We start from the raw sequence: 20,301 nt of genomic DNA, 5'->3' as shown, positions 1-20,301 counted from the left end.
TAGTTAGATCAGCTTGATTTCACGCAGCCGCTGCATGAGGTACTCGTGCGAGCTGATGGGAGTGTCATAGCGGCACGGGTTGTCCGCCGAAATGCACTGCGGCAGCGGGTCGAGCATCACGTCCGGGTTCGGATGCAGGAAGTAAGGCACCGAGTATCGCGGTTTACGCGCGTTGGCATTCTGCGGATTCACCACGCGATGGGTGGTGGACGGGTAAACGTGATTGGTCAGGCGTTGCAGCATGTCGCCGATATTCACCACGATGGCGTCGCCCTCGGTGGTAATGGGCAGCCACTCGCCTTCGCGCGTGAGCACTTCCAGGCCCTCGGCACTGGCACCGACCAGCAAGGTGATGAAGTTGATGTCTTCGTGGGCTCCCGCACGCACATTGGGAATGTTTTCCGCCTGGATCGGCGGGTAATGGATCGGGCGCAGGATGGAGTTGCCCTGGTCGATCTTGTCGTCGAACCAGGTTTCCGGCAAGCCTATGTGCAAGGCCAGGGCGCGCAGTACGCGGTTGCCCAGCAGATCCAGCGACTCGAACAGCTCGTAGCCGAACTCGCGAAAGCCAGGCGCTTCGGCCGGCCAGATGTTCGGCGGCATCACCTCGGCGAAGCTGGAATTGCGATCGATTTCGCGACCGATGTGCCAGAACTCCTTGAGGTCAGGATAGCGACTGTCCTTGGCCGTTTCGATCTTGAAAGGGGTATAGCCGCGCGCGCCGCCGGAACCGGGGATGTGATATTTCATCTTGGTTTCGGTGGGCAGCGCGAAGAAGCGCTGAAATGCGTCGTAGGCACCGTCGATCAGTTGCGCCGTGATGCCGTGGCCGCTGATGCAGCAAAAACCGAATTCGCGATAGGCGGCGCCCAGCTCGGCCACGAAGGCCTCGCGATCGGTGTCGTAACGGCGAATGTCGAGGGTCGGAACCTTCTTCAGGGACGTGTCCATAATATTTCCACAGGTTGGCGTGCGGTCGATGGTGTTCCGCCACCGCAGGGGCGGTGCACGTCGGGCCTGTTCCTTGGCGACCTGGGGACCTGGGTGCAGCGCCAGCCCGTTATCAGGCGGCGCTACTGGTTCACGAGCGTTCGGCTGTGGATTTTACGACACCGGCCAGTTGTTCTGCCAAGTGCCTGACTTCCGCCTCGTCTGCCGCCTCCACCGTGACACGGACCAGGGGTTCGGTGCCGGAAGCGCGCAGCACGACGCGGCCGCGCCCCTCCAGGGCCTGTTCGGTCCGGGCCAGCGCGTCGCGCACGGCATCGCTGTTCAAGGCTTCGCGGGCACCGTCGGCGCGCACGTTGATCATGACCTGGGGCAGTTTGTGCAACCCGCGGCGCGCATCGACCAGATCCTGGCCGTCCAGCCGCAAGGCTTCGAGCACCGCCAAGGCCGCCACGATACCGTCGCCGGTGGTGGCTCGGTCCAGGCACAACAGATGTCCGGATGTTTCGCCACCCAGCACGCCGCCGCGTTCTTTCAGCTGCTGTAGCACGAAGCGATCGCCCACATTGGCGCGCACCAGTTCGACGTTGAATTTCGCCAGCGCAAGCTGCAACCCGTAATTGCTCATCAAGGTGCCGACCACCGGCCCCGTCAAGGTGCCATGCCGTTGCCAGCTGCGCGCCAGCACGTAGAGCATGTCGTCGCCATCGCCGATCACACCGTTGCGATCGACCATCTGCACGCGGTCGCCGTCGCCGTCGAAGGCAAAACCGATGTCGGCGCCATGCTCCAGCACCGCGCGCTGCAGCGTATGCGGATGCATGGAGCCGACGTCGCGATTGATGTTGAAGCCGTCCGGCCGGTCGCCGATGACGTGTACCTCGGCGCCCAGTTCCGCAAACACCTTCGGGGCAGCCTGATACGTGGCGCCGTGGGCGCAGTCGAGAACGATCTTCATACCGGACAGGCTGAAATCTTCCGGCACGGTGGCTTTGCAGAATTCGGCATAGCGGGTCACGGCGTCAGTCACCCGCACGACCTTGCCCAGATATTCCGAATCCACGGTGGTGAACTCGGCTTCGACTTCACGCTCGATCGCTTCTTCGATCTCGTCGGACAGCTTTTCGCCGTACGCGGAAAAAAACTTGATGCCGTTGTCGTAGTGCGGGTTGTGCGAGGCGCTGATCACGATGCCCGCGTCGGCGCGCAGGCTGCGGGTAAGAAAGGCCACGGCTGGGGTCGGCATCGGGCCGAACAGGCGGACGTCCACACCCGCAGCGGCAAGACCTGCTTCCAGGGCCGATTCGAACATGTAGCCGGAAACGCGCGTATCTTTGCCGATCAGCACCAACGGACGGCCCGGCATTCTCTTTTGCGTCCGAAGCACTACGCCGAGCGCGCGCCCGAGCCGCAACATGAAATCCGCACTGATGGGCCACTGCCCTACCCGGCCACGAATGCCGTCGGTACCGAAATATTTGCGTTGGGTCATGGATTGTCCTGCCTCGCTGCTGTTTTTATTCTGCGCCTCTCTTGCAGGCGAGAGGGGTCGGGATGGGGCAACCGACGTTCCAAAAAAAGATCGAAGAGCCCGAGGAGCTTTTCCTCCCCCGATGGCCCTGCCCGATCAAGCCATCTTCGGACCTCGGGCGGGAGGAAGCAGAAAACTCACTCAATCGTCATCAGGCCAGCGCGGCATCTTCGGCTCGTCGCGCCGGTCGGGCTTGTCACCCGATTGCACCGCATGCCACACCTTCAGGGCGTCCACGGTAGCCGCCACATCGTGAACGCGAACCATTTGGGCGCCACGTTGAACCGCGATCAGGGCCGCGGCGACCGACCCGGCATCGCGCTCGGCAGGGTGCTTGCGGCCGGTCAGCGTACCGATCATCGACTTGCGCGACAGCCCGGCGTAGATGCCGCTGCCCAGGCCGCTGAAACGCTCGAGCCGGCGAAGCAGGGCCAGGTTGTGTTCCAGGTCCTTGCCGAAGCCAAAACCTGGATCGACCATGACCTTGCGCCGGTCGATACCGGCCAGCTCGCAGGCAAACAGGCGGTCGGTGAGGAAACGGTGCACTTCGCCCACCACGTCGTCGTAGTGCGGCGCGTCCTGCATGGTGCGCGGCTCGCCCTGCACGTGCATCAGGCAGACCGGTACGCGCAATTCGGCTGCCGCATCCAGCGCACCGTCGCGGCGCAGGGCATAGATATCGTTGATCATGCCGGCACCGGCGGCCACGGCGGCGCGCATCACCTCCGGCTTAGAGGTATCGATCGCAATGGGCAGCGACGTACGCGCGGCCAATTGCTCGATCACCGGGATGACCCGCTTCAATTCATCCTCGACGGAAACGTCGCTCGCGCCGGGACGCGTCGACTCCCCGCCGATGTCCAGCATGTCCGCGCCCTCTTCTGCCAGGCGCAGGCCGTGCTTCACCGCAGCGTCGGTATCGGCGAACTGGCCGCCATCGGAAAAGGAATCGGGCGTGACATTGACGATGCCGACCACGCGCGGGCGGTCCAGCATCAACGGGCGTCCGTTGCAATCGAGCACGGTGGCGAACAGATCCGTCGACATGCCGGTTACTCCAAGCCGCCCAGCGGCCCCATGAACTGGCGGTAATAACGCAGTTCGTCGATGGAGTCGCGGATATCCGACAAAGCGGTATGCGCGGAATCCTTGTTGAACCCGCGCCCGACGGCCGGTGCCCAACGGCGCGCCAGCTCTTTCAGCGTAGACACGTCGAGATTGCGATAGTGGAAAAAACGCTCCAGCGCGGACATCTGCCGATGCATGAAGCGGCGGTCCTGGCAGATGGAGTTGCCGCACATCGGCGATTTGCCCGGTACCACCCACGCCTTGAGGAACTCCAGCGTGGCCTGCTCGGCCTGCGCGTGGGTGACCGTGGCGTTGATGACCTGCTCCCACAATCCCGAACGGCGATGCTGATTGCGATTCCAGGTGTCCATCGCCTCCAGCCGCTCCACCTCGTGATGGATGGCGAAAACCGGACCCTCGGCCAGGATGGCCAGGTCCTTGTTGGTCACGATGGTGGCGATTTCGAGAATCGAATCGTTGTCAGTATCCAGACCGGTCATTTCCAGATCGATCCAGATGAGGTTGTCTTCGTTGGCTTGACTCATGCGTCCTCCCGAAGCGGGCAGTTTAACAGAGCTTATAGGACGCTCCTCATGCGATGATCCGCCCATGCAGACCCTCTTCTGGCACGACTACGAGACCCTGGGCACGGACACGCGGCGGGACCGGCCAGTGCAATTTGCCGGTATCCGCACCAACCTGGAGCTGGAAATCGTCGACGAGCCGGTGATGTTCTACGGCAAGCCGCCGCGCGACGCGCTGCCCAGCCCCGAATCCTGCCTGATCACCGGCATCACCCCCCAGCAGGCAGAGCACGATGGTCTGACCGAGGCCGATTTTGCCGCAAGGGTGCACGAGCAGCTCGGCGCCCCCGGCACGTGCGGCGTGGGCTACAACTCGCTGCGTTTCGACGACGAATTTTCGCGCCAGCTGTTTTACCGCAATTTCTTCGAACCCTATGCGCGCGAATGGGAAAACGGCAACTCGCGCTGGGACCTGATCGATCTGGTCCGCACCTGCGAAGCCCTGCGGCCCGAAGGTATCGCGTGGCCGACGCGTGAAGACGGCACGCCGAGCTTCAAGCTGGAACATCTGGCCAGCGCCAATCATCTGCAACAGGAGCGCGCGCACGATGCCTTGTCCGACGTGCATGCACTGATCGGCCTTGCCCGGCTGATCCGCGTGCGCCAGCCTCGCCTGTGGGATTGGCACTACGCGTTGCGCCGCAAGCAGCGTGTGTTCGAACTGCTGGATGTCGCCAGCATGACCCCGCTGGTGCACGTCTCTTCGCGCTACCCGGCCAGCCGCCATTGCACGGCGGTGATCATCCCGCTGGCGATCCACCCCAGCCGCTCGGGCGAAGTGATCGTGTACGACCTGGCGCAAGATCCGGCCGACCTGCTCGCACTGGATGCCGACGACGTTGCCGACCGCATCTTTACCGCCCGCGCCGACCTTCCCGAAGGTGTGGAACGAATCCCATTGCGCACCGTGCACGCCAATCGCTCGCCCGCGCTCGCACCACTGTCGGTACTCAAGGGCGTCGATATGGGGCGCCTGCAACTGGACCTGGATCGCTGCCTTGCGCACGCCGACACGTTACGCACCGCCGCGGGGTTGAACGAAAAGCTGCGCCGCATCTTCCAGCGAGCCGCCAACCTGCCGCCGCCGGAAGATCCCGAGCTGGCGCTGTACAGCGGCTTTCTGCCCGACTCCGACAAACGCCTGCTGCGCGAGGTGCGTTCTACGCCACCGGCGCAGCTGGGACAACACCCGTTCGCTTTCCGCGATCCACGCTACGCCGAACTGCTATTCCGCTATCGTGCCCGCAATTGGCCGGAAACCCTGTCACCCGACGAGCGCGAACGTTGGGAGCAATTTCGCGTCGAACGGCTGACGCGCTCCACACCGCTGACCACCTTGACGCTAAGCAGCTACTTCGAACAGCTCCAAGCGTTGCGCGGCGATCCTGCGCGCAGCGACAAATCCGCCCTGCTCGACCAGTTGCAGGCATGGGGCGAGCAACTCGCCGCCGACGCCGGCATTGCTGCCTGACCCACGGACTCCTTCATGCCAAGCACCTATTTCACGCCTGCCACCTTCAAGTTCCTGCGCGCGCTGGCGCGCAACAACAACCGCGAGTGGTTTCTCAAGCACAAGGCCGAATTCGAAAAGGACGTCCGCGATCCGTTCCTGCAGCTGATCACCGACATGCAGGCGCCGCTGGCCAAGATCAGCAAGCATTTTCGCGCCGATCCGCGCAAGAACGGTGGCTCGCTGTTCCGCATCTATCGCGACACACGTTTCTCAGGCGACAAAGAGCCCTACAAACCCTGGGCCAGCGCGCGATTCTTCCACGAGCGCCGTCACGAAATTCCGGCGCCTTCGTTCTATCTGCACCTGCAACCTGGCGACTGCTTTATCGGCGGCGGCATCTGGCATCCCGAATCGGATGCACTAAAGCGCATTCGCGCCTTTCTTGCCGACAATCCCGCCGCGTGGAAACGCGCAACGCAGAGCAAGACCTTCCGCGATCACTTCCAATTCTGGGGTGAAGCGCTGACCCGCCCGCCGCGCGGCTTCGATCCGCAACACGAACTGATCGAGGATTTGAAGCGCAAGGATTTCGCCGCAGGCGAAGGCTTCGAGGAATCGCTGGCGTGCTCGGCAGAATTACTGCCCTTTATGGTGGAAAGCTACAAACGGCTGGCGCCGATGATCGATTACCTGTGCGCTTCGCAAGAGCTGGATTTCTAAGCTCGCGGTGCTGCCACGCAGGTGGGGTTACCCCCGAAACCCAATAACCGCGAAAACTTAGGAGTGAGTGGAGAATGGGGAGAGATAAGAAAAAACCATGGCATGGCTTCGACTTTCTCTTACTTCCCACTCCCCTCCACTCGCTCCTCGCTTGCTGGGTTACGCTGCGCTAACCCAGCCTACGGATCTGCCCGGATGCGTTCTTATGCCTCGGGACGCATATAGGGGAACAACAACACGTCGCGGATCGACGACGAATTGGTAAGCAGCATCACCAGGCGATCGATGCCGATGCCCAGGCCACCGGTCGGCGGCAAACCCACTTCCAATGCGCGGATGTAGTCGGCATCGAAATGCATGGCTTCGTCGTCGCCGGAATCCTTGGCGTCGACCTGCGCCTGGAAGCGTGCCGCCTGATCTTCCGGATCGTTCAATTCGGAGAAGCCGTTGGCCAGCTCCTTGCCATTGACGAACAGTTCGAAGCGGTCGGTGATGCCCTTGTCGACGTCGTTCTCGCGCGCAAGCGGCGACACTTCCACCGGGTGGTCGATGATGAAGGTGGGCTGCACCAGGGTGTGCTCCACGGTCTTCTCGAAGATTTCCAGCAGTAGCTTGCCCCAGCCGTAACCCGGCTTCACGTGCACGCCAAGGCGCTTGGCGTGTGCGGCCATTACTTCGCGATCACGCAGCTCTTCGCGCTTGATCTCGGGATTGAGTTCCAGCACGGCATCTTCCATGCGCCAGCGGCGGAACGCCGGGCCGACGTCGATGCTGGCTCCGTCCCAGGTGAGCTCGGTGGTGCCGAGCACCGTCTTCGCGGTATCGCGGATCACCGACTCGGTAAGATCCATGATCTCGTGATAGGTGGCGTATGCCTGGTACAACTCCAGCATGGTGAATTCGGGGTTGTGGCGCGTGGACACACCCTCGTTGCGGAAGTTGCGGTTGATCTCGTAGACACGGTCGAAACCGCCCACGACCAGGCGCTTCAGATAGAGCTCCGGCGCCACGCGCAGGTAAAGATCGATATCCAGCGCATTGTGATGCGTGATGAAAGGTCGTGCCGTGGCGCCGCCGGGAATGATGTGCATCATCGGCGTTTCCACTTCCATGAAGCGGCGCGGCTCGGCTTCGAGCCACTTGCGCATATAGCCGATGATCTTCGAGCGCAACGCGAAGGTGCGGCGCGCTTCCTCGGTGACAATCAGGTCGACGTAGCGTTGGCGATAACGCTGTTCCACGTCGGCCAGTCCATGAAACTTGTCGGGGAGCGGGCGCAAGCTCTTGGTCAGCAGGCGCAGCGCGTCGACCTTGATCGACAATTCGCCGGTCTTGGTGCGCATCAGCACGCCTTCGGCGCCGACGATGTCGCCCACGTCCCAGCCCTTGAACGCTTCGTATACTTCGCCCACCGTGCCGGCGTGAATGAAGAGCTGGATGCGGCCGGAAAAATCCTGCATCTGCACGAAGCTGACCTTGCCCTGCACGCGCTTGAGCACGATGCGGCCGGCGACTTTTACGCGACGTGCCGCCGCTTCGATCGCTTCGGCGGTGTGCGTATCCTTGTCGGCGAATTCCGCTTGCAGATCGCCGGCAAAGGCATCCACCTTGAAATCGTTCGGAAACGCGATGCCCTGCTCGCGCAGCGTGTTGAGCTTTTCGCGGCGCTCGGCAATCAGCTTGTTTTCGTCGAGCGGCAGGTTGTCAGTGGGTTCAGTCATGGAGATTCCGTTGGCAGCCGGCGCTCGTGGATGGCGCCGCAGACTTTTTGTATTGCTTGATGGCCTAACTGTGCGGCGCGGTTTTCCCTGCGGAACGCCTGCCTTCAATCACCTTTGTGGAACACGCCCTTGACCGCGCTTTTAGTGGCATCCCAGCCTTCGCGCGTACCGTGCGCAATGCCGTGCCCTGCTTGCGCAGCGCCATGCCCAACCGCTTTGGCGGCGTGCGCGGTGCCATGCCCGACGGTCCTGGCGGCATTGGCCGTGCCATGCCCGATTGCCTTGGCGACGTGCGCCGTGCCGTGCCCTACTTCGCGCGCGCCATTGCCGACGGCGTGACCGGCATCTTTCGCATCCTGCTTGACGGTCTGGTCGGCCATGGCCGGATAGCTGGACAACGCGAACACGGAACACGCCAGCAGGATGGTGCAGATATTCTTGCTTTTCATGCGGCGGCTCCGTGTTCGGTGTGATTAAGCATCCAGGCGCTTGGCGCCGGCGTCCAGGCCGGATTTCAGGCTGGCTTCGACGAATTCGTCCAGATCGCCGTCCAGCACTTTCTGGGTATCGGTGCGTTCGATGCCGGTGCGCAGATCCTTGATGCGGCTCTGGTCGAGCACGTAGTTACGGATCTGGCTGCCCCAGCCGATGTCCGACTTGGAGGCTTCCAGCGCGTCCTTCTCGGCATTGCGCTTTTGAATCTCCAGCTCGTACAGCTTGGCTTTCAGCATCTTCATCGCGCGATCGCGGTTGGCATGCTGGCTGCGTTCGGTCTGGCAGGCCACCACCACGCCGCTGGGCACGTGGGTGATACGCACCGCCGATTCGGTCTTGTTGACGTGCTGGCCGCCGGCGCCGGACGAACGGTACACGTCGGTCTTCAGGTCGGCCGGGTTGATCTCGATATCGATGTCGTCATCGACTTCCGGCGAAACGAATACCGAGGTGAAACTGGTGTGGCGGCGATTGTCGGAATCGAACGGGCTCTTGCGCACCAGGCGGTGCACGCCGATTTCGGTTTTCAGCCAGCCATAGGCGTAATCGCCTTCCACGCGGAAGGTGGCGGACTTGATGCCGGCCACGTCGCCCGCGCTGGCTTCCATCAACTCGACCTTCCAGCCGCGCGATTCGGTCCAGCGCAGGTACATGCGCAACAGTATTTCTGCCCAGTCTTGCGCTTCGGTACCGCCGGCACCGGCCTGGATGTCGACGAAGGCGTTGGCCGAGTCCATCTTGCCGGAGAACATGCGCTGGAATTCCAGCTTGCTGACCTCGCCGTCGATCTTGGTGACGTCGTTGACCACCGATTGCACGGTGTCCTCGTCGCCATCGGCGGCCGCCATTTCCAGCAGCTCGCCGGCATCGTCGAGGCCGGCGGTGATGCGGTCGATGCCGCTGACGATGGTATCGAGGCGGGCGCGTTCGCGGCCCAGTTCCTGCGCGCGCGGCGGATCGTCCCAGACGGTGGGGCTTTCCAGTTCGCGGCTTACTTCTTCCAGGCGCTCACGCTTGATGGGGTAGTCAAAGATACCCCCTAAGCGACTCGATGCGGCCCTTGAGGTCCGCGATCTGCGCAAGGATCGGATTGGTTTCGATCATGGTGGGTTGAACCTGAGGTGGCGGGCGCCCGGGCGGGCGCGAATCAAACAGTTATCTTAACAAACCGGCCGCCGTACCGCCCAGGCCCCACGCCAGGCCGGCTTTCTCCCGTACAGGAAGAAGAGCCGGCCTGGCCACCCTTTACGCCGTGGTATCCAGCGCATGAGCGTGCACGTCGCGAATGGCGCGGCCGGACGGATCGGCCATGGCGGCAAACGACGGATCCCACGCGAGCGCCGCGGGCGAAGAGCAGGCAATCGACTTGCCGCCCGGCACGGTTGCCGCACAGGCCTCGCCCGGAAAATGCTTTTCGAAAATACGGCGATACAGGTACGCCTCCTTGGTCGCCGGCGTGTTGAAGGGATAACGCGCAGCGGCCGCGGCAAATTCGCGGTCGCTGACGGCCTGTTCGGCGTGTGCCTTCAATCCGTCGATCCAGCCGTAGCCCACGCCGTCGCTGAACTGTTCCTTCTGGCGCCACAGGATCGACTCGGGCAAGGCGCCGTCGAACGCTTCGCGCAACACGGCCTTTTCGATACGCCCCTTGCCCGCCATCTTGTGCGCGGCGTCCATACCCATGGCCACCTCCATGAATTCCAGATCGAGGAAGGGCACGCGTGCCTCCACTCCCCAGGCCATCATCGATTTGTTGGCGCGCAGGCAATCGTAGCTGTGCAAGGCATCGAGTTTGCGCACGGTCTCCTCGTGAAATGCCTCGGCGGACGGCGCCTTGTGGAAATACAGGTAGCCGCCGAAGATTTCGTCCGAGCCTTCGCCGGAAAGCACCATCTTCACACCCATCGCCTTGATCCGCCGCGCCAGCAGATACATCGGCGTGGAGGCACGGATGGTGGTGACGTCGTAGGTTTCGATGTGGCGGATCACCTCCGGTAGCGCATCGAGCCCTTCCCAGAAGGTGTAAATGAAGCCGTGATGTACGGTGCCCAGCGCATCGGCCACCACTTTTGCCGCCGCCAGGTCAGGCGAACCTTCCAGGCCGATGGCGAACGAATGCAAGCGCGGCCACCACGCCTCGCTGCGATCTTCGTCTTCGATGCGTTCACGGGCGAAGCGTGCAGCGCAGGCAGCCACCAGCGAGGAATCCAGGCCGCCGGACAGCAGCACGCCGTATGGCACGTCGGTCATCAACTGGCGATGCACGGCCTGCTCAAACGCTTCGCGTAATTGGCCTGCTGCCGGTGCTTGTCCTTTCGTGACGGCGTAATCGCGCCACGGGCGGCTGTAATAAGACAACAACTCACCGCTGGCGCTGTCATAGACGTGCCCTGGCGGAAACGGCGCAACGTCCGCACAGACACCGACCAGGGCTTTCATTTCCGAAGCAACGCATACCCTGCCCTGCGCGTCGTGCCCCCAATACAACGGGCACACGCCGATCGGGTCGCGTGCAATCAGGTAGCGCTGCGCTTCGCCATCCCACAGCGCAAAGGCGAAGATGCCGTTGAGCTTGCCGAGAAAATCCGCGCCGTGTTCTTCATAGAGTGCGTTGATGACTTCGCAATCGGAGCCGGTGGTGAAGTCGTAGCGGCTCTTCGCACGCAGCTCGCGATGGTTGTAGATCTCGCCATTCACGGCCAGTGCAAGATGGCCACTGCGCGAGCGCAACGGCTGCGCACCGCTGGCAGGATCGACGATGGCCAGGCGCTCGTGCACCAGGATCACGCCGGCATCCACGAACACCCCGCTCCAATCCGGTCCGCGATGCCGCTGGCGCTGGGACAGCTCCAGGGCAAGTTGGCGCAAGGCAGCCAGGTCGTCGCCTGGCTGCAAGTCGAAGATTCCAAAGATGGCACACATGGCGGGTTCCTTTGATTTGTCGGTGGTCGGTTGGCAGGTCGAGCAGTGATGAGGCGAAAAAAAAGGGCCCGCACTTGGCGGGCCCTTTTTGCGTGTGTGTTTGTTGCTTTCGTCTACACGCCGGCCCACCCGTAGTGACGGGTATTGTTATTGGCGTTGTTATTCAGGCCGAAGGCAGCCAAACCGACATCGGCCACGTGGGCGGCGATGAAGGAAAGATGGCTGGCGGCGAAAGCGTTCATGACTCGACTACATCACGTGGCGGGCTCACGCGCAAGCGGCCGGCGCATGGATATACCCCGAAATCCCAAGCCCTCGAATTTTCACAGGCACTTAGCCTGGTCCCTGCTGAGATAGCGACCGCGCATCCGGACAGGGAAAGCGATGTCATCGATGGGATCGCTGGCTGGGGAACGGGTATCCGCAGGGGCATCGAGCACACGCTGTAGTCATGGAAATCTGCAGTAGCAGCCGGCGATATGCATCGCTTCCGGCCGGTCGACGAGGGCCGGCCTTTCCAATCTCAAGGAACAGACGATGGCGCGGATCAAATACCTGGGCGGCCTGGTCATGCTGGCGCTGCTATCGCCGGCGTTCGGCCAGGATCAGACGCAGACGCAAAAGCTGCAAAAGGAAGTGGACGACCTGCAAAGCACGGTCAAGGAACTGCAGGCCGAGGTGAAGGCGCTGCGCGCCGCCCAACCCCAAACTGCCGCGCCGCCCGTGGCTACAGCTCCCGTGCCAACCTCCGTGGCACCCCCGGCAACGCTGACCGAAGTCCCCAGCGGACAAGTCAATGCGCTGGCTCTGACGGACGCCGAACACTCCCCCCTCCCGCCACAGCAAAGCGTGTCCGAGAACCAGGACTCCGTCTCGCGCATCGACAACGAGGCACCGCCCACCAATCCCGATCTCAAGGGGTTTATCCAGATCCCCGGCACCGAGACACTGATCCGCCTGAGCGGCTACGCCAAGCTGGATGCGATTTATGACACTGGCGCCATGGGCTACTCCGATGCCTTCGTGACCTCGGCCATTCCGGTGCCCAAGCCCCATGACGATAGCGGCAATTTCACCATGCAGGCCCGCCAGACCCGCTTCGGCATGGAAGTGCGGCGTCCGACCATCTTCGATGAAGACCTGCGTTTTTACCTGGAAGCCGACCTGTTCGGCGGCGGCGCCGGCAACTATGGCTTCCGCCTGCGCCAGGCCTACGGGCAACTGGGCAACACCTTTGCCGGCTTTGGCTGGTCGGCCTTTGCCGACCTCGATTCGCTGCCCGATACGCTGGATTTCGAAGGCCCTCCCGGCGCCATCGCACCGCGCCAGGCTGGCATCCACCAGTTTTTTCGCCTGGGTGAAAACAGCAGTCTGGTGATTGCCGCGGAGCAGCCCACATCCGAAGTAAGCGCCTATCAACCGGCCTACCCCGACATCATCGTCAATAGCGTACACGGCACCCAACACATACCTGATCTGATACTTGCCGCGCGTACCGAGGGCGGCTGGGGGCACCTGCAGTTGGGCGGCCTGCTGCGCCAGATCGGCTACACCGACTACGAACAAAGCGACCGGGTTCTGGGTGGGGGTGCACAGCTGAGCGGCTCGTTCAAAGTCGGCCCCTCCGATCCCTACGGCGACCTGCTGATGTTCGGCGCCGGCTGGGGCAAAGGCATCGCGCGCTATCTGGCCGATACCGGCGGTCTGGACCTCGACGCCGTGGTCGAGCCTGACGGCAAACTGCACGTGCTGAGCGGCCTGGGCGCCCACCTTGCCTACGCGCATTACTGGAGCAGCAACTGGCGCAGCAATCTGGTCTATGGCATTGCGCGCATCCAGCATTCGTCGCTGGTTGGTGCCGAGGACTTCCACGACAGCAACTACGCCGCCGCGAATCTCATCTGGAGTCCCTCGCCCAGCTTCACGACGGGCATCGAACTCCTGCATGGCCGGCTATTGGAGCAGGACAACCGCTACAACGACGACACCCGCATCCAGGGCTCGATCCAATACAGTTTCATCAAATGAGCTAGTGCTAACAGGCCCTAGGGCGCCGTCACCCAGCGCATGGCTTCGTCCAATTGATCGTTGCCGAACAGCTTGAAATGGGTGGGCATGACCACGCCAAAGGTAACGGACATGAAACGCACCCAACCTACGTCGGTGACCAGCGCGGTGCGATCCCAGCCGGAGATGTGGCGAAAGCCGAGTTTCACGTCATCCCACATGGCGCCGGGCGCGAAGCCGGTGAAATCGTCGCCGATGTGGATGATCGAACGCAGCTTGCGGTTGAGGGCGAAGGCCGCTTCGATGTCCGGCACCATCACGCTCTCGTAGTCTTCCGCGGTAACGATGCCGCGCATGCGAAAACCCAGCACGCCGGCCGGCAGATTGGGAAGTTGTTCGATCACGTCGAAATCTCCTCGCAACGGCAGGAGTCTATCCAAACGCGATTCGCATCCGCACACAAGTGAGGAAATGTGAAAGCGACGTTTACCGTTGCCGGAAACCAGGGCCTGTTAGCACTAGATCAGGCCGGTTCCACGTGGCGCAGCAACAGGCGCGGCGATTCGCGCCCCTGCCAGTCGTTGATGGTCAGTTCAAACGCCGCACGCATGACCGCCGGCGGCGGCTTCCCTTCGTAGGCATTGAACATCACGGCGTCGTAGAGCGCATCGTCACGCGGATCGCGCAGGCTCATGCGCAAATGCTTCTCGCCCATCGGACGCCAGCTGAAACACTCGAAGCGATTTTCGAACACCGGCTCAGGAAACGCCTGGCCCCAAGGCCCGGCAAAACGCAGCGCACGCGCCATGTCCAGCGTAAACAGGCCCGCGGGCATTTCGCCGTCGGTGTAGAGCACGGCCTGCAATTGCTCTTCGTTCAACCACTCGCGCGCGACGGCGTCGAAAGCGGCGGCAAAGCGCGGGTAGTCTTGCAGGCGCAAGCTCAGGCCGGCCGCCATGGCGTGCCCGCCGAAACGCTCGATCAGCCCGGGATGGCGCGCATCCACCGCTGCCAAGGCGTCGCGAATGTGAAAGCCGGGAATCGAACGCGCCGAGCCGCGCAGATGATCGGGATCGTCTTCGCCCGCCGGCGCAAACGCAATGACTGGCCGGTGCAAGCGTTCTTTCAGCTTGGATGCCACCAGGCCGACCACGCCGGCGTGCCAGCTCGGCTCGAACAAGGTCACACCCATCGTGCTCGCGTCGACACCCGAAGCTTGCGCCACCATCACCTCGGCCTCGGCCACCATCGCCGCCTGCAGGTCGCGGCGTTCCTGATTGATGGCGCTGAGCATCTGGGCGTAATGGCGGGCCTGCCGATCATCGTCGGTAAGCAGGCACTCCACCCCGAGCCGCATGTCCTCCAGTCGCCCCGCCGCATTCAAGCGCGGCCCGACGGCATAGCCCAGATCGCTAGTGCACAACGTCGCCACGCTGCGCTGGCTGGCCTCGACCAGCGCCGTGATGCCCGCGCAACCACGGCGGCTGCGCAGGCGCTTCATGCCGGCTTCGACCAGCACGCGATTGTTGAAATCCAGCGGCACCAGATCGGCCACCGTGCCCAAGGCCACCAGATCGAGCAGCACGGAAAGATCCGGTTCACCACTCACACCGAAGGTGCCCTGCTCGCGAAGATGTGCGCGCAGCGCCAGCAGGACATAGAACATCACGCCGACACCGGCCAGCGCCTTGCTGGGGAAATCGTCCCCATGCAGGTTGGGATTGACGATGGCATCGGCAGCAGGCAGCAGCTCGCCCGGCAAGTGATGATCGGTGACGATCACGCGCATGCCGCGCGAACGTGCGGCAGCAACACCCGCCACGCTGGCCACGCCGTTATCGACGGTCACCACCAACTGCACGTGGTCCGGCAGCGACGCCACCAGTTCCGGCGTCAGCCCGTAGCCGTGCACGAAGCGATTCGGCACGACGTAATCCACCTTGCGCGCCCCGAGCAGACGCAAGCCGCGTACGGCAACCGCGGTACCGGTTGCACCGTCGCAGTCGTAGTCGCCGGCAATCACGATCGACTGATCGTCGCCAATGGCCTGCGCAAGCAATGCCACCGCTTCGCGCAAACCGCCCATTTGTTGTGGCGACAGCAAGCGAGTCAGACGATGCTCGGCCTGCTCGGGAGTGAACACGCCGCGAGCTGCGTAAATGCGTTGCAACAAGGGATGCAGCGTATTGCCCCAACCCACCGGCTCGCCCAGCAACGGGCGCCGCCGTATTTGCAACGTGCTCATGATCCTCGCCACACGCGCATGCGATGCCAGGGGCGATGCAGATAGCGCTCGCCGCTGGCAAAGGCAAGCAGCAAGGGTTGTCGCCGGGCTTGCGCCTGCAACACCGGCCACCAGGCAGAGGCCAGATCAACAACGGGCAAGTCCTGCAAATCGACCAACCAGCCGCGGCCCGCAGCGCTCACCGATACCTGTTCGCGCGGTTGCGAAGGAATGCCTGCGCGTTTGGCCAGCGCCAGCAGGAGCGGATCTTGGCTGATCACGCCGGTCAGCTTGGTGGTGACCTGCGACGGCAACGCACCCGCCCCCCACAACCACACAGTATTGACTGGCGGCAGGCCGCGCGTGCGGCGCTGGGCATTGATCGGGTGTTGATGCAAAAGCACCTGCACCTCATTCAACAGCACGCGCCAACGCCGTCCTTCCTCGCCCTGGGGCAGATGCTCGTACAAGTCTTCGCCCAAGGCGCTTTCCGGCGGGTCGAAGTCCGGCAAGGCGGTTCCGGGCGGCAAGCGCAGATGCCAACGATCAGGAGATGAGATGTCCAGTGCCATGCCAGCATCGGCGAATACCGGCTTCAGGGTTTCGGCCAGTGCCAGCGCCTCGTCCGCGTTCAACTGCAAATGCCCGCAAGCCATCAAGCGAGCACCACTCAGATCCGGTTGCAACCAGGACGGATCGGCACTCAGCCAGCACGCATCGGCCGCATCCCCTGCCAGGTATTCACGGATCAGCGCCGCGGCAGGCAAACCCTCTGCGCAATGGAAAAATGCGGCGAGCCCTCCGAGATAGCCGACCGCACCCGGATCGAGCCGATCCGCGCGCCGCAGCAAGGAGCGCAGCGGATGCAGGGCATCGAAGCGCTGCAGGTCCGGCAGCCAGCACTCCACCGCACGGGTTTGCAGATCGCTCATCGCTCAGGCCTCGAGCAGTTCGTACAGCTCAAGCCACTCCGCCTCCAGCGTTTCCTTCTCCTTGCGCAGTTCCGACTGGCGCTGCCCCAGTTTCATCAGCTCGGCGGTGGAGCCGTTATAGGTTTCCGGATCAGCCAGCTTCTGCTCCAACGTCGTGAGGTCTACATCGATTGCGGCCACGCGCGTCTCGATTTTCTTGACGCGCTGGCGCGTAGCCTTTTCGTTCTCGCGCTGCAAGGCGGCGGCGCGGCGGCGATCGGCCGCCGATTCCATCGGTTTGGCTTCGGCTTCTGCGCTTTTCTTGGGTGCATTGCCGCGCGCGCGCAACCAGCGCGCGTAATCGTCGAGGTCGCCGTCGAACGATTCGACCTTGCCGTCGGCCACGCGCCAGAAGCTGTCGCAGACCATGCCAAGCAAGTGACGGTCATGCGACACCAGCACCAAAGCTCCGTCGAAATCGGCCAGCGCATCGGCCAGCGCTTCGCGCATGTCGAGATCGAGATGGTTGGTGGGCTCGTCGAGCAGCAGCAGGTTGGGTTTGTCCCAGGCGATCAACGCGAGGGCAAGCCGCGCACGCTCACCACCGGAAAAACCGTCCACCGATTCGAATGCGCGATCGCCGGCGAAATTCCAGCCGCCCAGAAAATCGCGCAATACCTGCGCCGAAATACCGGGCGCCTTGTCTTGCAGATGGTCGAACGGACTGGCGCCCTCGCGCAGGCTTTCCACGGTGTGCTGGGCGAAATAGCCAATCTTCAGATCTTTGTGCGACTTGCGCTCGCCGCCGAGCAGTTCAAGCTCGCCGACCAGGGTCTTGACCATGGTCGATTTGCCGGCGCCGTTGGGACCGAGCAGGCCAATGCGCTCGCCCGCCTCCAGGCGAAAGCGAACGTCGTGCAGGATGATGGCGGACGGCTCGCCGGCTTCGCCTGGATAACCCGCCACGACCTCTTCCAGTTGCAGCATGGAATCGGGTACGCGATCTGGCACGGCAAATTGGAAACGAAAAGCCCGTTCCGCGCGCACCGCTTCGGTGCCCGCCATTTTTTCCAGTCGCTTCATGCGCGACTGGGCCTGCTTGGCCTTGCTGGCCTTGGCCTTGAAGCGGTCGATAAACGACTGCAGGTGCACGCGCTCGGCCTGCTCGCGCTCGTGCGCAATCTGCTGCAGGCGCAACTGTTCGGCGCGCTGCAATTCGAACGAGCTGTAGTTGCCGGTGTAGAGCTTTCCCCTGCCTTCATTCAAATGCAGGGTATGGGTGATCACGCCGTCAAGGAACTCGCGATCATGCGAGATCACCAGCAAGGTGCCTTGATAGCGGCGCAGCCATTCTTCCAGCCACAGCACGGCGTCTAGGTCCAAGTGGTTGGTCGGTTCGTCGAGCAGCAGCAAATCGGAGGGCGCCATCAGCGCACGCGCCAGATTGAGGCGTACGCGCCAACCGCCCGAGAATTCGCATACCGCCCGCTCGTGCGTTTCGGGGCTGAAGCCAAGCCCGTGCAATAGCCGTCCGGCGCGTGCCCGCGCGTCGTAACCGTGCAATTCTTCGATGCGATGGTGCGCGCGGGCCATGGCTTCGGTATCGCCGCGGGCCTGGGCATCCAGTTCGTCGCGCAGCGCCGCCGCCAATTGCACGTCGCCGCCCATCACATACTCAATGGCGGGATCTGGCAGCGCCGGGGTTTCCTGCGCCACCGAGGCCAGCCGCAAACGGGCCGGCATGTCCAGCTCGCCGGCGTCGCCCTCCAACTGTCCCTGCAAGACGGCAAACAGGCTCGACTTGCCGCAGCCGTTGCGGCCGACCACCCCCAGGCGCCAGCCGCTCTGGATCACCAGGTCGATGTCGGAAAGCAGCAACCGGCTGCCGCGGCGCAAAGCAAAGTGGCGAAACGCAATCATCGAAACAAACTCGGGCCGGGCCTGACTGCCCGCAGCCGCACATGATAGCGGCTCACGGGCATGCTCCGATTCACTTCATGCCGGTGATGGCGATCCAAGCCACCGGTGGGCCAGCCATCGGCGGCTCGCCGGCGCATTGCTCGAAACCGCCCAGAGCGCGCCTGGATCACATCTGAGGATTTTGCTCGTAGCATGGCGCAGACAGTTCTGCTACAACGACGCGGCAACGCTTCGCGCGGAGAGGGGACCATGTTCAAGCACCATACATACCTGCCCTTGCTGGCAGCGCTCGCCATCGGCTCCGGCCTTGCCGTGACACAGACGGCATTCGCCCAGCAAACGCTGACCCAGCGTGTGCAGGACGAGAAAAGCATGAATCTGCCGGCCCGTGGCATGTCCATGGCGCAGGTCGAGAAAGCGTACGGCGCACCCTTGCGCAAGCTTTCCCCCCGCGGCGGCGATGCACCCAAGCATCCGACGATCAACCGCTGGGAATACGCCAATTTCATTGTGTATTTCCAAGGGAGCCACGTGATTCACTCGGTGCTCAATACGCCGGCCGGCAACAACCGCAATCCCGGCTCGGTGAACTGAACCGCTGGATGGGGGCGACGGGTGCGACGCACCCTCGCCACGGGCTCTCGCCCCCTACCCGCCGGCCATCGTAAACTTCGACACTTGCCTCGCCCGGCGACGTTTCGGGCGCCATTTCTTTGCGAGTGTCTTTTCCATGAGCGAATCCACCTTGCGCCTGCCGGCCGAATGGGAGCCGCAGGCCGCCGTCCTGATTGCCTGGCCGCACGCCGATACCGACTGGGCCGAGCGGCTCGAAGCGGTCGAATCCACGTATGTGGCGCTGTCCGCAGCGGTGACGCGCTTCCAGCCCTTGATCATCGTGGTGGCCGACGCGCAACTGCGCGCGCACGTCACGGCAAAACTGCAGAGCGCCTCGGCAGATCTGGCACGCATCCGCTTCGTGGAGCTGCCCTACGACGACACCTGGCTGCGCGATTCGGGCCCGATCACCCTGCGCGACAGCCAGGCTTTCCAGCTCACCGATTTTCGCTTCACCGGCTGGGGCGGCAAGTTCGGCGCGGAGCAGGATGACGCGCTGGTCGCCGGCCTGGTCGAAGCCGGCGTGTTCGGCAAGGCGGCGCACAAGCGCATCGATTGGGCGCTGGAAGGCGGCGGCATCGAAAGCGATGGCGCGGGAACCGTGCTCACGACGTGGCGCTGCCTCACACAACGGCACCCCGAACAATCGCGCGAGGAAATGAGCGCCATCCTGCGTAACAGCCTGCATGCAGCGCGCATCCTGTGGCTCGACTACGGCTATCTGGAAGGCGACGATACCGACGCGCACATCGATACGCTGGCCCGCTTCGCACCGGGCGACCGCATCGTCTATCAGTCGTGCGACGACGCCAGCGACGTGCATCACGACGAATTGCAACGCATGGGCGAAGAACTCGCCGCGCTGCGCACCACCGAAGGCAAGCCTTATACGCTGTATCCGTTGCCCTGGGCGCAACCGGTCATGGATGAGGGGCGCCGCCTGGCCGCGTCCTATGCCAACTACTTGATCGTCAACGGCGCCGTGCTGGTTCCCGCTTATGGCGACGCCGCCGACGCCGAAGCGGCCCGCATCATCGGCGAGGCCCATCCGGGCCGGGTGGTGGTACAGGTGCCTTGCCGGCCGCTGATCTGGCAGAACGGAAGCCTGCATTGCATCACCATGCAATTGCCCGAAGGGCTGTTTGCCTGATCGCTCATTTACGAACCATCCGATCGTCAAGG

Annotated in this window: 18 protein-coding genes; 5 read left to right on the top strand and 13 right to left on the bottom strand. The window is 63.2% G+C overall.

The features are described 5' to 3' along the window. Positions 1-3: 3 nt before the first annotated feature. From ISS99_RS02370 to orn, 4 genes are all read right to left on the bottom strand, one after another. Positions 4-939, bottom strand: a complete 936-nt coding sequence (locus ISS99_RS02370) for an isopenicillin N synthase family dioxygenase (protein ID WP_204630088.1) — start codon at positions 937-939, stop codon at positions 4-6. A 142-nt stretch (positions 940-1,081) separates the two neighbouring features. Further along, the gene (glmM, locus tag ISS99_RS02365; protein WP_204629977.1) at positions 1,082-2,440 is read right to left on the bottom strand and encodes a phosphoglucosamine mutase; all 1,359 of its coding nucleotides are present in this window, start codon (positions 2,438-2,440) and stop codon (positions 1,082-1,084) included. A gap of 180 nt (positions 2,441-2,620) precedes the next feature. After that, positions 2,621-3,526, bottom strand: a complete 906-nt coding sequence (gene folP, locus ISS99_RS02360; RefSeq protein WP_204629976.1) for a dihydropteroate synthase — start codon at positions 3,524-3,526, stop codon at positions 2,621-2,623. Positions 3,527-3,531: 5 nt separating this feature from the next. Continuing rightward, on the bottom strand, positions 3,532-4,092 hold the full coding sequence (orn, locus tag ISS99_RS02355; protein ID WP_204629975.1) for an oligoribonuclease: 561 nt from the start codon (positions 4,090-4,092) through the stop codon (positions 3,532-3,534). 64 nt (positions 4,093-4,156) lie between these two features. Between orn and sbcB the strand changes: the two genes are divergently transcribed. After that, the gene (sbcB, locus tag ISS99_RS02350; protein ID WP_204629974.1) at positions 4,157-5,602 is read left to right on the top strand and encodes an exodeoxyribonuclease I; all 1,446 of its coding nucleotides are present in this window, start codon (positions 4,157-4,159) and stop codon (positions 5,600-5,602) included. A gap of 15 nt (positions 5,603-5,617) precedes the next feature. Further along, entirely contained in the window at positions 5,618-6,304 is a 687-nt protein-coding gene (locus ISS99_RS02345; protein ID WP_204629973.1) for a DUF2461 domain-containing protein, read from the top strand. 203 nt (positions 6,305-6,507) lie between these two features. Here ISS99_RS02345 and lysS read toward each other — a convergent pair whose 3' ends face one another. The 5 genes from lysS to ISS99_RS23445 form a co-directional block, all read right to left on the bottom strand. Then, the gene (lysS, locus tag ISS99_RS02340) at positions 6,508-8,025 is read right to left on the bottom strand and encodes a lysine--tRNA ligase (protein WP_204629972.1); all 1,518 of its coding nucleotides are present in this window, start codon (positions 8,023-8,025) and stop codon (positions 6,508-6,510) included. Between the two features lie 104 nt (positions 8,026-8,129). After that, a complete protein-coding gene (locus ISS99_RS02335; protein ID WP_204629971.1) occupies positions 8,130-8,474 on the bottom strand; it encodes a hypothetical protein in 345 nt (114 codons plus the stop codon). 24 nt (positions 8,475-8,498) lie between these two features. After that, a protein-coding gene (gene prfB, locus ISS99_RS02330) for a peptide chain release factor 2 (RefSeq protein ID WP_204629970.1) occupies positions 8,499-9,624 on the bottom strand; the annotation gives its coding sequence in 2 pieces (ribosomal slippage) (positions 8,499-9,548 and positions 9,550-9,624; 1,125 coding nt in all). 141 nt (positions 9,625-9,765) lie between these two features. Beyond that, positions 9,766-11,442 carry an asparagine synthase B gene (gene asnB / locus ISS99_RS02325; RefSeq protein ID WP_204629969.1) on the bottom strand — a complete coding sequence of 559 codons (1,677 nt, stop codon included), beginning with the start codon at positions 11,440-11,442 and terminating at the stop codon, positions 9,766-9,768. A gap of 113 nt (positions 11,443-11,555) precedes the next feature. Beyond that, positions 11,556-11,684 carry a hypothetical protein gene (locus tag ISS99_RS23445; RefSeq protein ID WP_275578097.1) on the bottom strand — a complete coding sequence of 43 codons (129 nt, stop codon included), beginning with the start codon at positions 11,682-11,684 and terminating at the stop codon, positions 11,556-11,558. Between the two features lie 295 nt (positions 11,685-11,979). On the opposite strand from ISS99_RS23445, the gene ISS99_RS02320 reads away from it, so the two are divergent. Continuing rightward, positions 11,980-13,470 carry a DcaP family trimeric outer membrane transporter gene (locus ISS99_RS02320; protein WP_204629968.1) on the top strand — a complete coding sequence of 497 codons (1,491 nt, stop codon included), beginning with the start codon at positions 11,980-11,982 and terminating at the stop codon, positions 13,468-13,470. A gap of 17 nt (positions 13,471-13,487) precedes the next feature. Here the strand turns inward: ISS99_RS02320 and ISS99_RS02315 are convergent, their stop codons facing one another. The 4 genes from ISS99_RS02315 to abc-f form a co-directional block, all read right to left on the bottom strand. Beyond that, positions 13,488-13,853 carry a SpoIIAA family protein gene (locus ISS99_RS02315; protein ID WP_284343848.1) on the bottom strand — a complete coding sequence of 122 codons (366 nt, stop codon included), beginning with the start codon at positions 13,851-13,853 and terminating at the stop codon, positions 13,488-13,490. A gap of 119 nt (positions 13,854-13,972) precedes the next feature. Further along, the gene (gene recJ / locus ISS99_RS02310) at positions 13,973-15,694 is read right to left on the bottom strand and encodes a single-stranded-DNA-specific exonuclease RecJ (protein ID WP_204629967.1); all 1,722 of its coding nucleotides are present in this window, start codon (positions 15,692-15,694) and stop codon (positions 13,973-13,975) included. Further along, entirely contained in the window at positions 15,691-16,605 is a 915-nt protein-coding gene (locus ISS99_RS02305) for a phosphoglycerate mutase (protein WP_204629966.1), read from the bottom strand. Before ISS99_RS02305 ends, recJ begins: the two co-directional genes overlap by 4 nt. Positions 16,606-16,608: 3 nt before the next feature. Then, positions 16,609-18,504, bottom strand: coding sequence for a ribosomal protection-like ABC-F family protein (gene abc-f / locus ISS99_RS02300; RefSeq protein WP_204629965.1), 1,896 nt, complete (start codon positions 18,502-18,504; stop codon positions 16,609-16,611). A 249-nt stretch (positions 18,505-18,753) separates the two neighbouring features. On the opposite strand from abc-f, the gene ISS99_RS02295 reads away from it, so the two are divergent. Then, the gene (locus ISS99_RS02295) at positions 18,754-19,098 is read left to right on the top strand and encodes a hypothetical protein (RefSeq protein ID WP_204629964.1); all 345 of its coding nucleotides are present in this window, start codon (positions 18,754-18,756) and stop codon (positions 19,096-19,098) included. A gap of 136 nt (positions 19,099-19,234) precedes the next feature. Beyond that, positions 19,235-20,269 carry an agmatine deiminase family protein gene (locus ISS99_RS02290; protein WP_204629963.1) on the top strand — a complete coding sequence of 345 codons (1,035 nt, stop codon included), beginning with the start codon at positions 19,235-19,237 and terminating at the stop codon, positions 20,267-20,269. Positions 20,270-20,301 lie beyond the last annotated feature (32 nt).

The sequence above is a fragment of the Dyella mobilis genome, from assembly GCF_016904945.1.
Taxonomy (GTDB): domain Bacteria; phylum Pseudomonadota; class Gammaproteobacteria; order Xanthomonadales; family Rhodanobacteraceae; genus Dyella_B; species Dyella_B mobilis.
The sequence above is the reverse complement of the archived record's forward strand: the minus strand, read 5'-3'. Positions and strand labels throughout refer to the sequence as shown.

Bases quoted from the DNA above. Each gene is read 5' to 3' on its own strand.
- ISS99_RS02345 (WP_204629973.1), top strand. From the start codon at position 5,618: ATGCCAAGCACCTATTTCACGCCTGCCACCTTCAAGTTCCTGCGCGCG.
- sbcB (WP_204629974.1), top strand. From the start codon at position 4,157: ATGCAGACCCTCTTCTGGCACGACTACGAGACCCTGGGCACGGACACG.
- asnB (WP_204629969.1), bottom strand. From the start codon at position 11,442: ATGTGTGCCATCTTTGGAATCTTCGACTTGCAGCCAGGCGACGACCTG.
- orn (WP_204629975.1), bottom strand. From the start codon at position 4,092: ATGAGTCAAGCCAACGAAGACAACCTCATCTGGATCGATCTGGAAATG.
- ISS99_RS02305 (WP_204629966.1), bottom strand. From the start codon at position 16,605: ATGAGCGATCTGCAAACCCGTGCGGTGGAGTGCTGGCTGCCGGACCTG.
- abc-f (WP_204629965.1), bottom strand. From the start codon at position 18,504: ATGATTGCGTTTCGCCACTTTGCTTTGCGCCGCGGCAGCCGGTTGCTG.
- glmM (WP_204629977.1), bottom strand. From the start codon at position 2,440: ATGACCCAACGCAAATATTTCGGTACCGACGGCATTCGTGGCCGGGTA.
- lysS (WP_204629972.1), bottom strand. From the start codon at position 8,025: ATGACTGAACCCACTGACAACCTGCCGCTCGACGAAAACAAGCTGATT.
- folP (WP_204629976.1), bottom strand. From the start codon at position 3,526: ATGTCGACGGATCTGTTCGCCACCGTGCTCGATTGCAACGGACGCCCG.
- recJ (WP_204629967.1), bottom strand. From the start codon at position 15,694: ATGAGCACGTTGCAAATACGGCGGCGCCCGTTGCTGGGCGAGCCGGTG.
- ISS99_RS02295 (WP_204629964.1), top strand. From the start codon at position 18,754: ATGTTCAAGCACCATACATACCTGCCCTTGCTGGCAGCGCTCGCCATC.
- ISS99_RS02290 (WP_204629963.1), top strand. From the start codon at position 19,235: ATGAGCGAATCCACCTTGCGCCTGCCGGCCGAATGGGAGCCGCAGGCC.
- ISS99_RS02320 (WP_204629968.1), top strand. From the start codon at position 11,980: ATGGCGCGGATCAAATACCTGGGCGGCCTGGTCATGCTGGCGCTGCTA.
- ISS99_RS02335 (WP_204629971.1), bottom strand. From the start codon at position 8,474: ATGAAAAGCAAGAATATCTGCACCATCCTGCTGGCGTGTTCCGTGTTC.
- ISS99_RS23445 (WP_275578097.1), bottom strand. From the start codon at position 11,684: ATGAACGCTTTCGCCGCCAGCCATCTTTCCTTCATCGCCGCCCACGTG.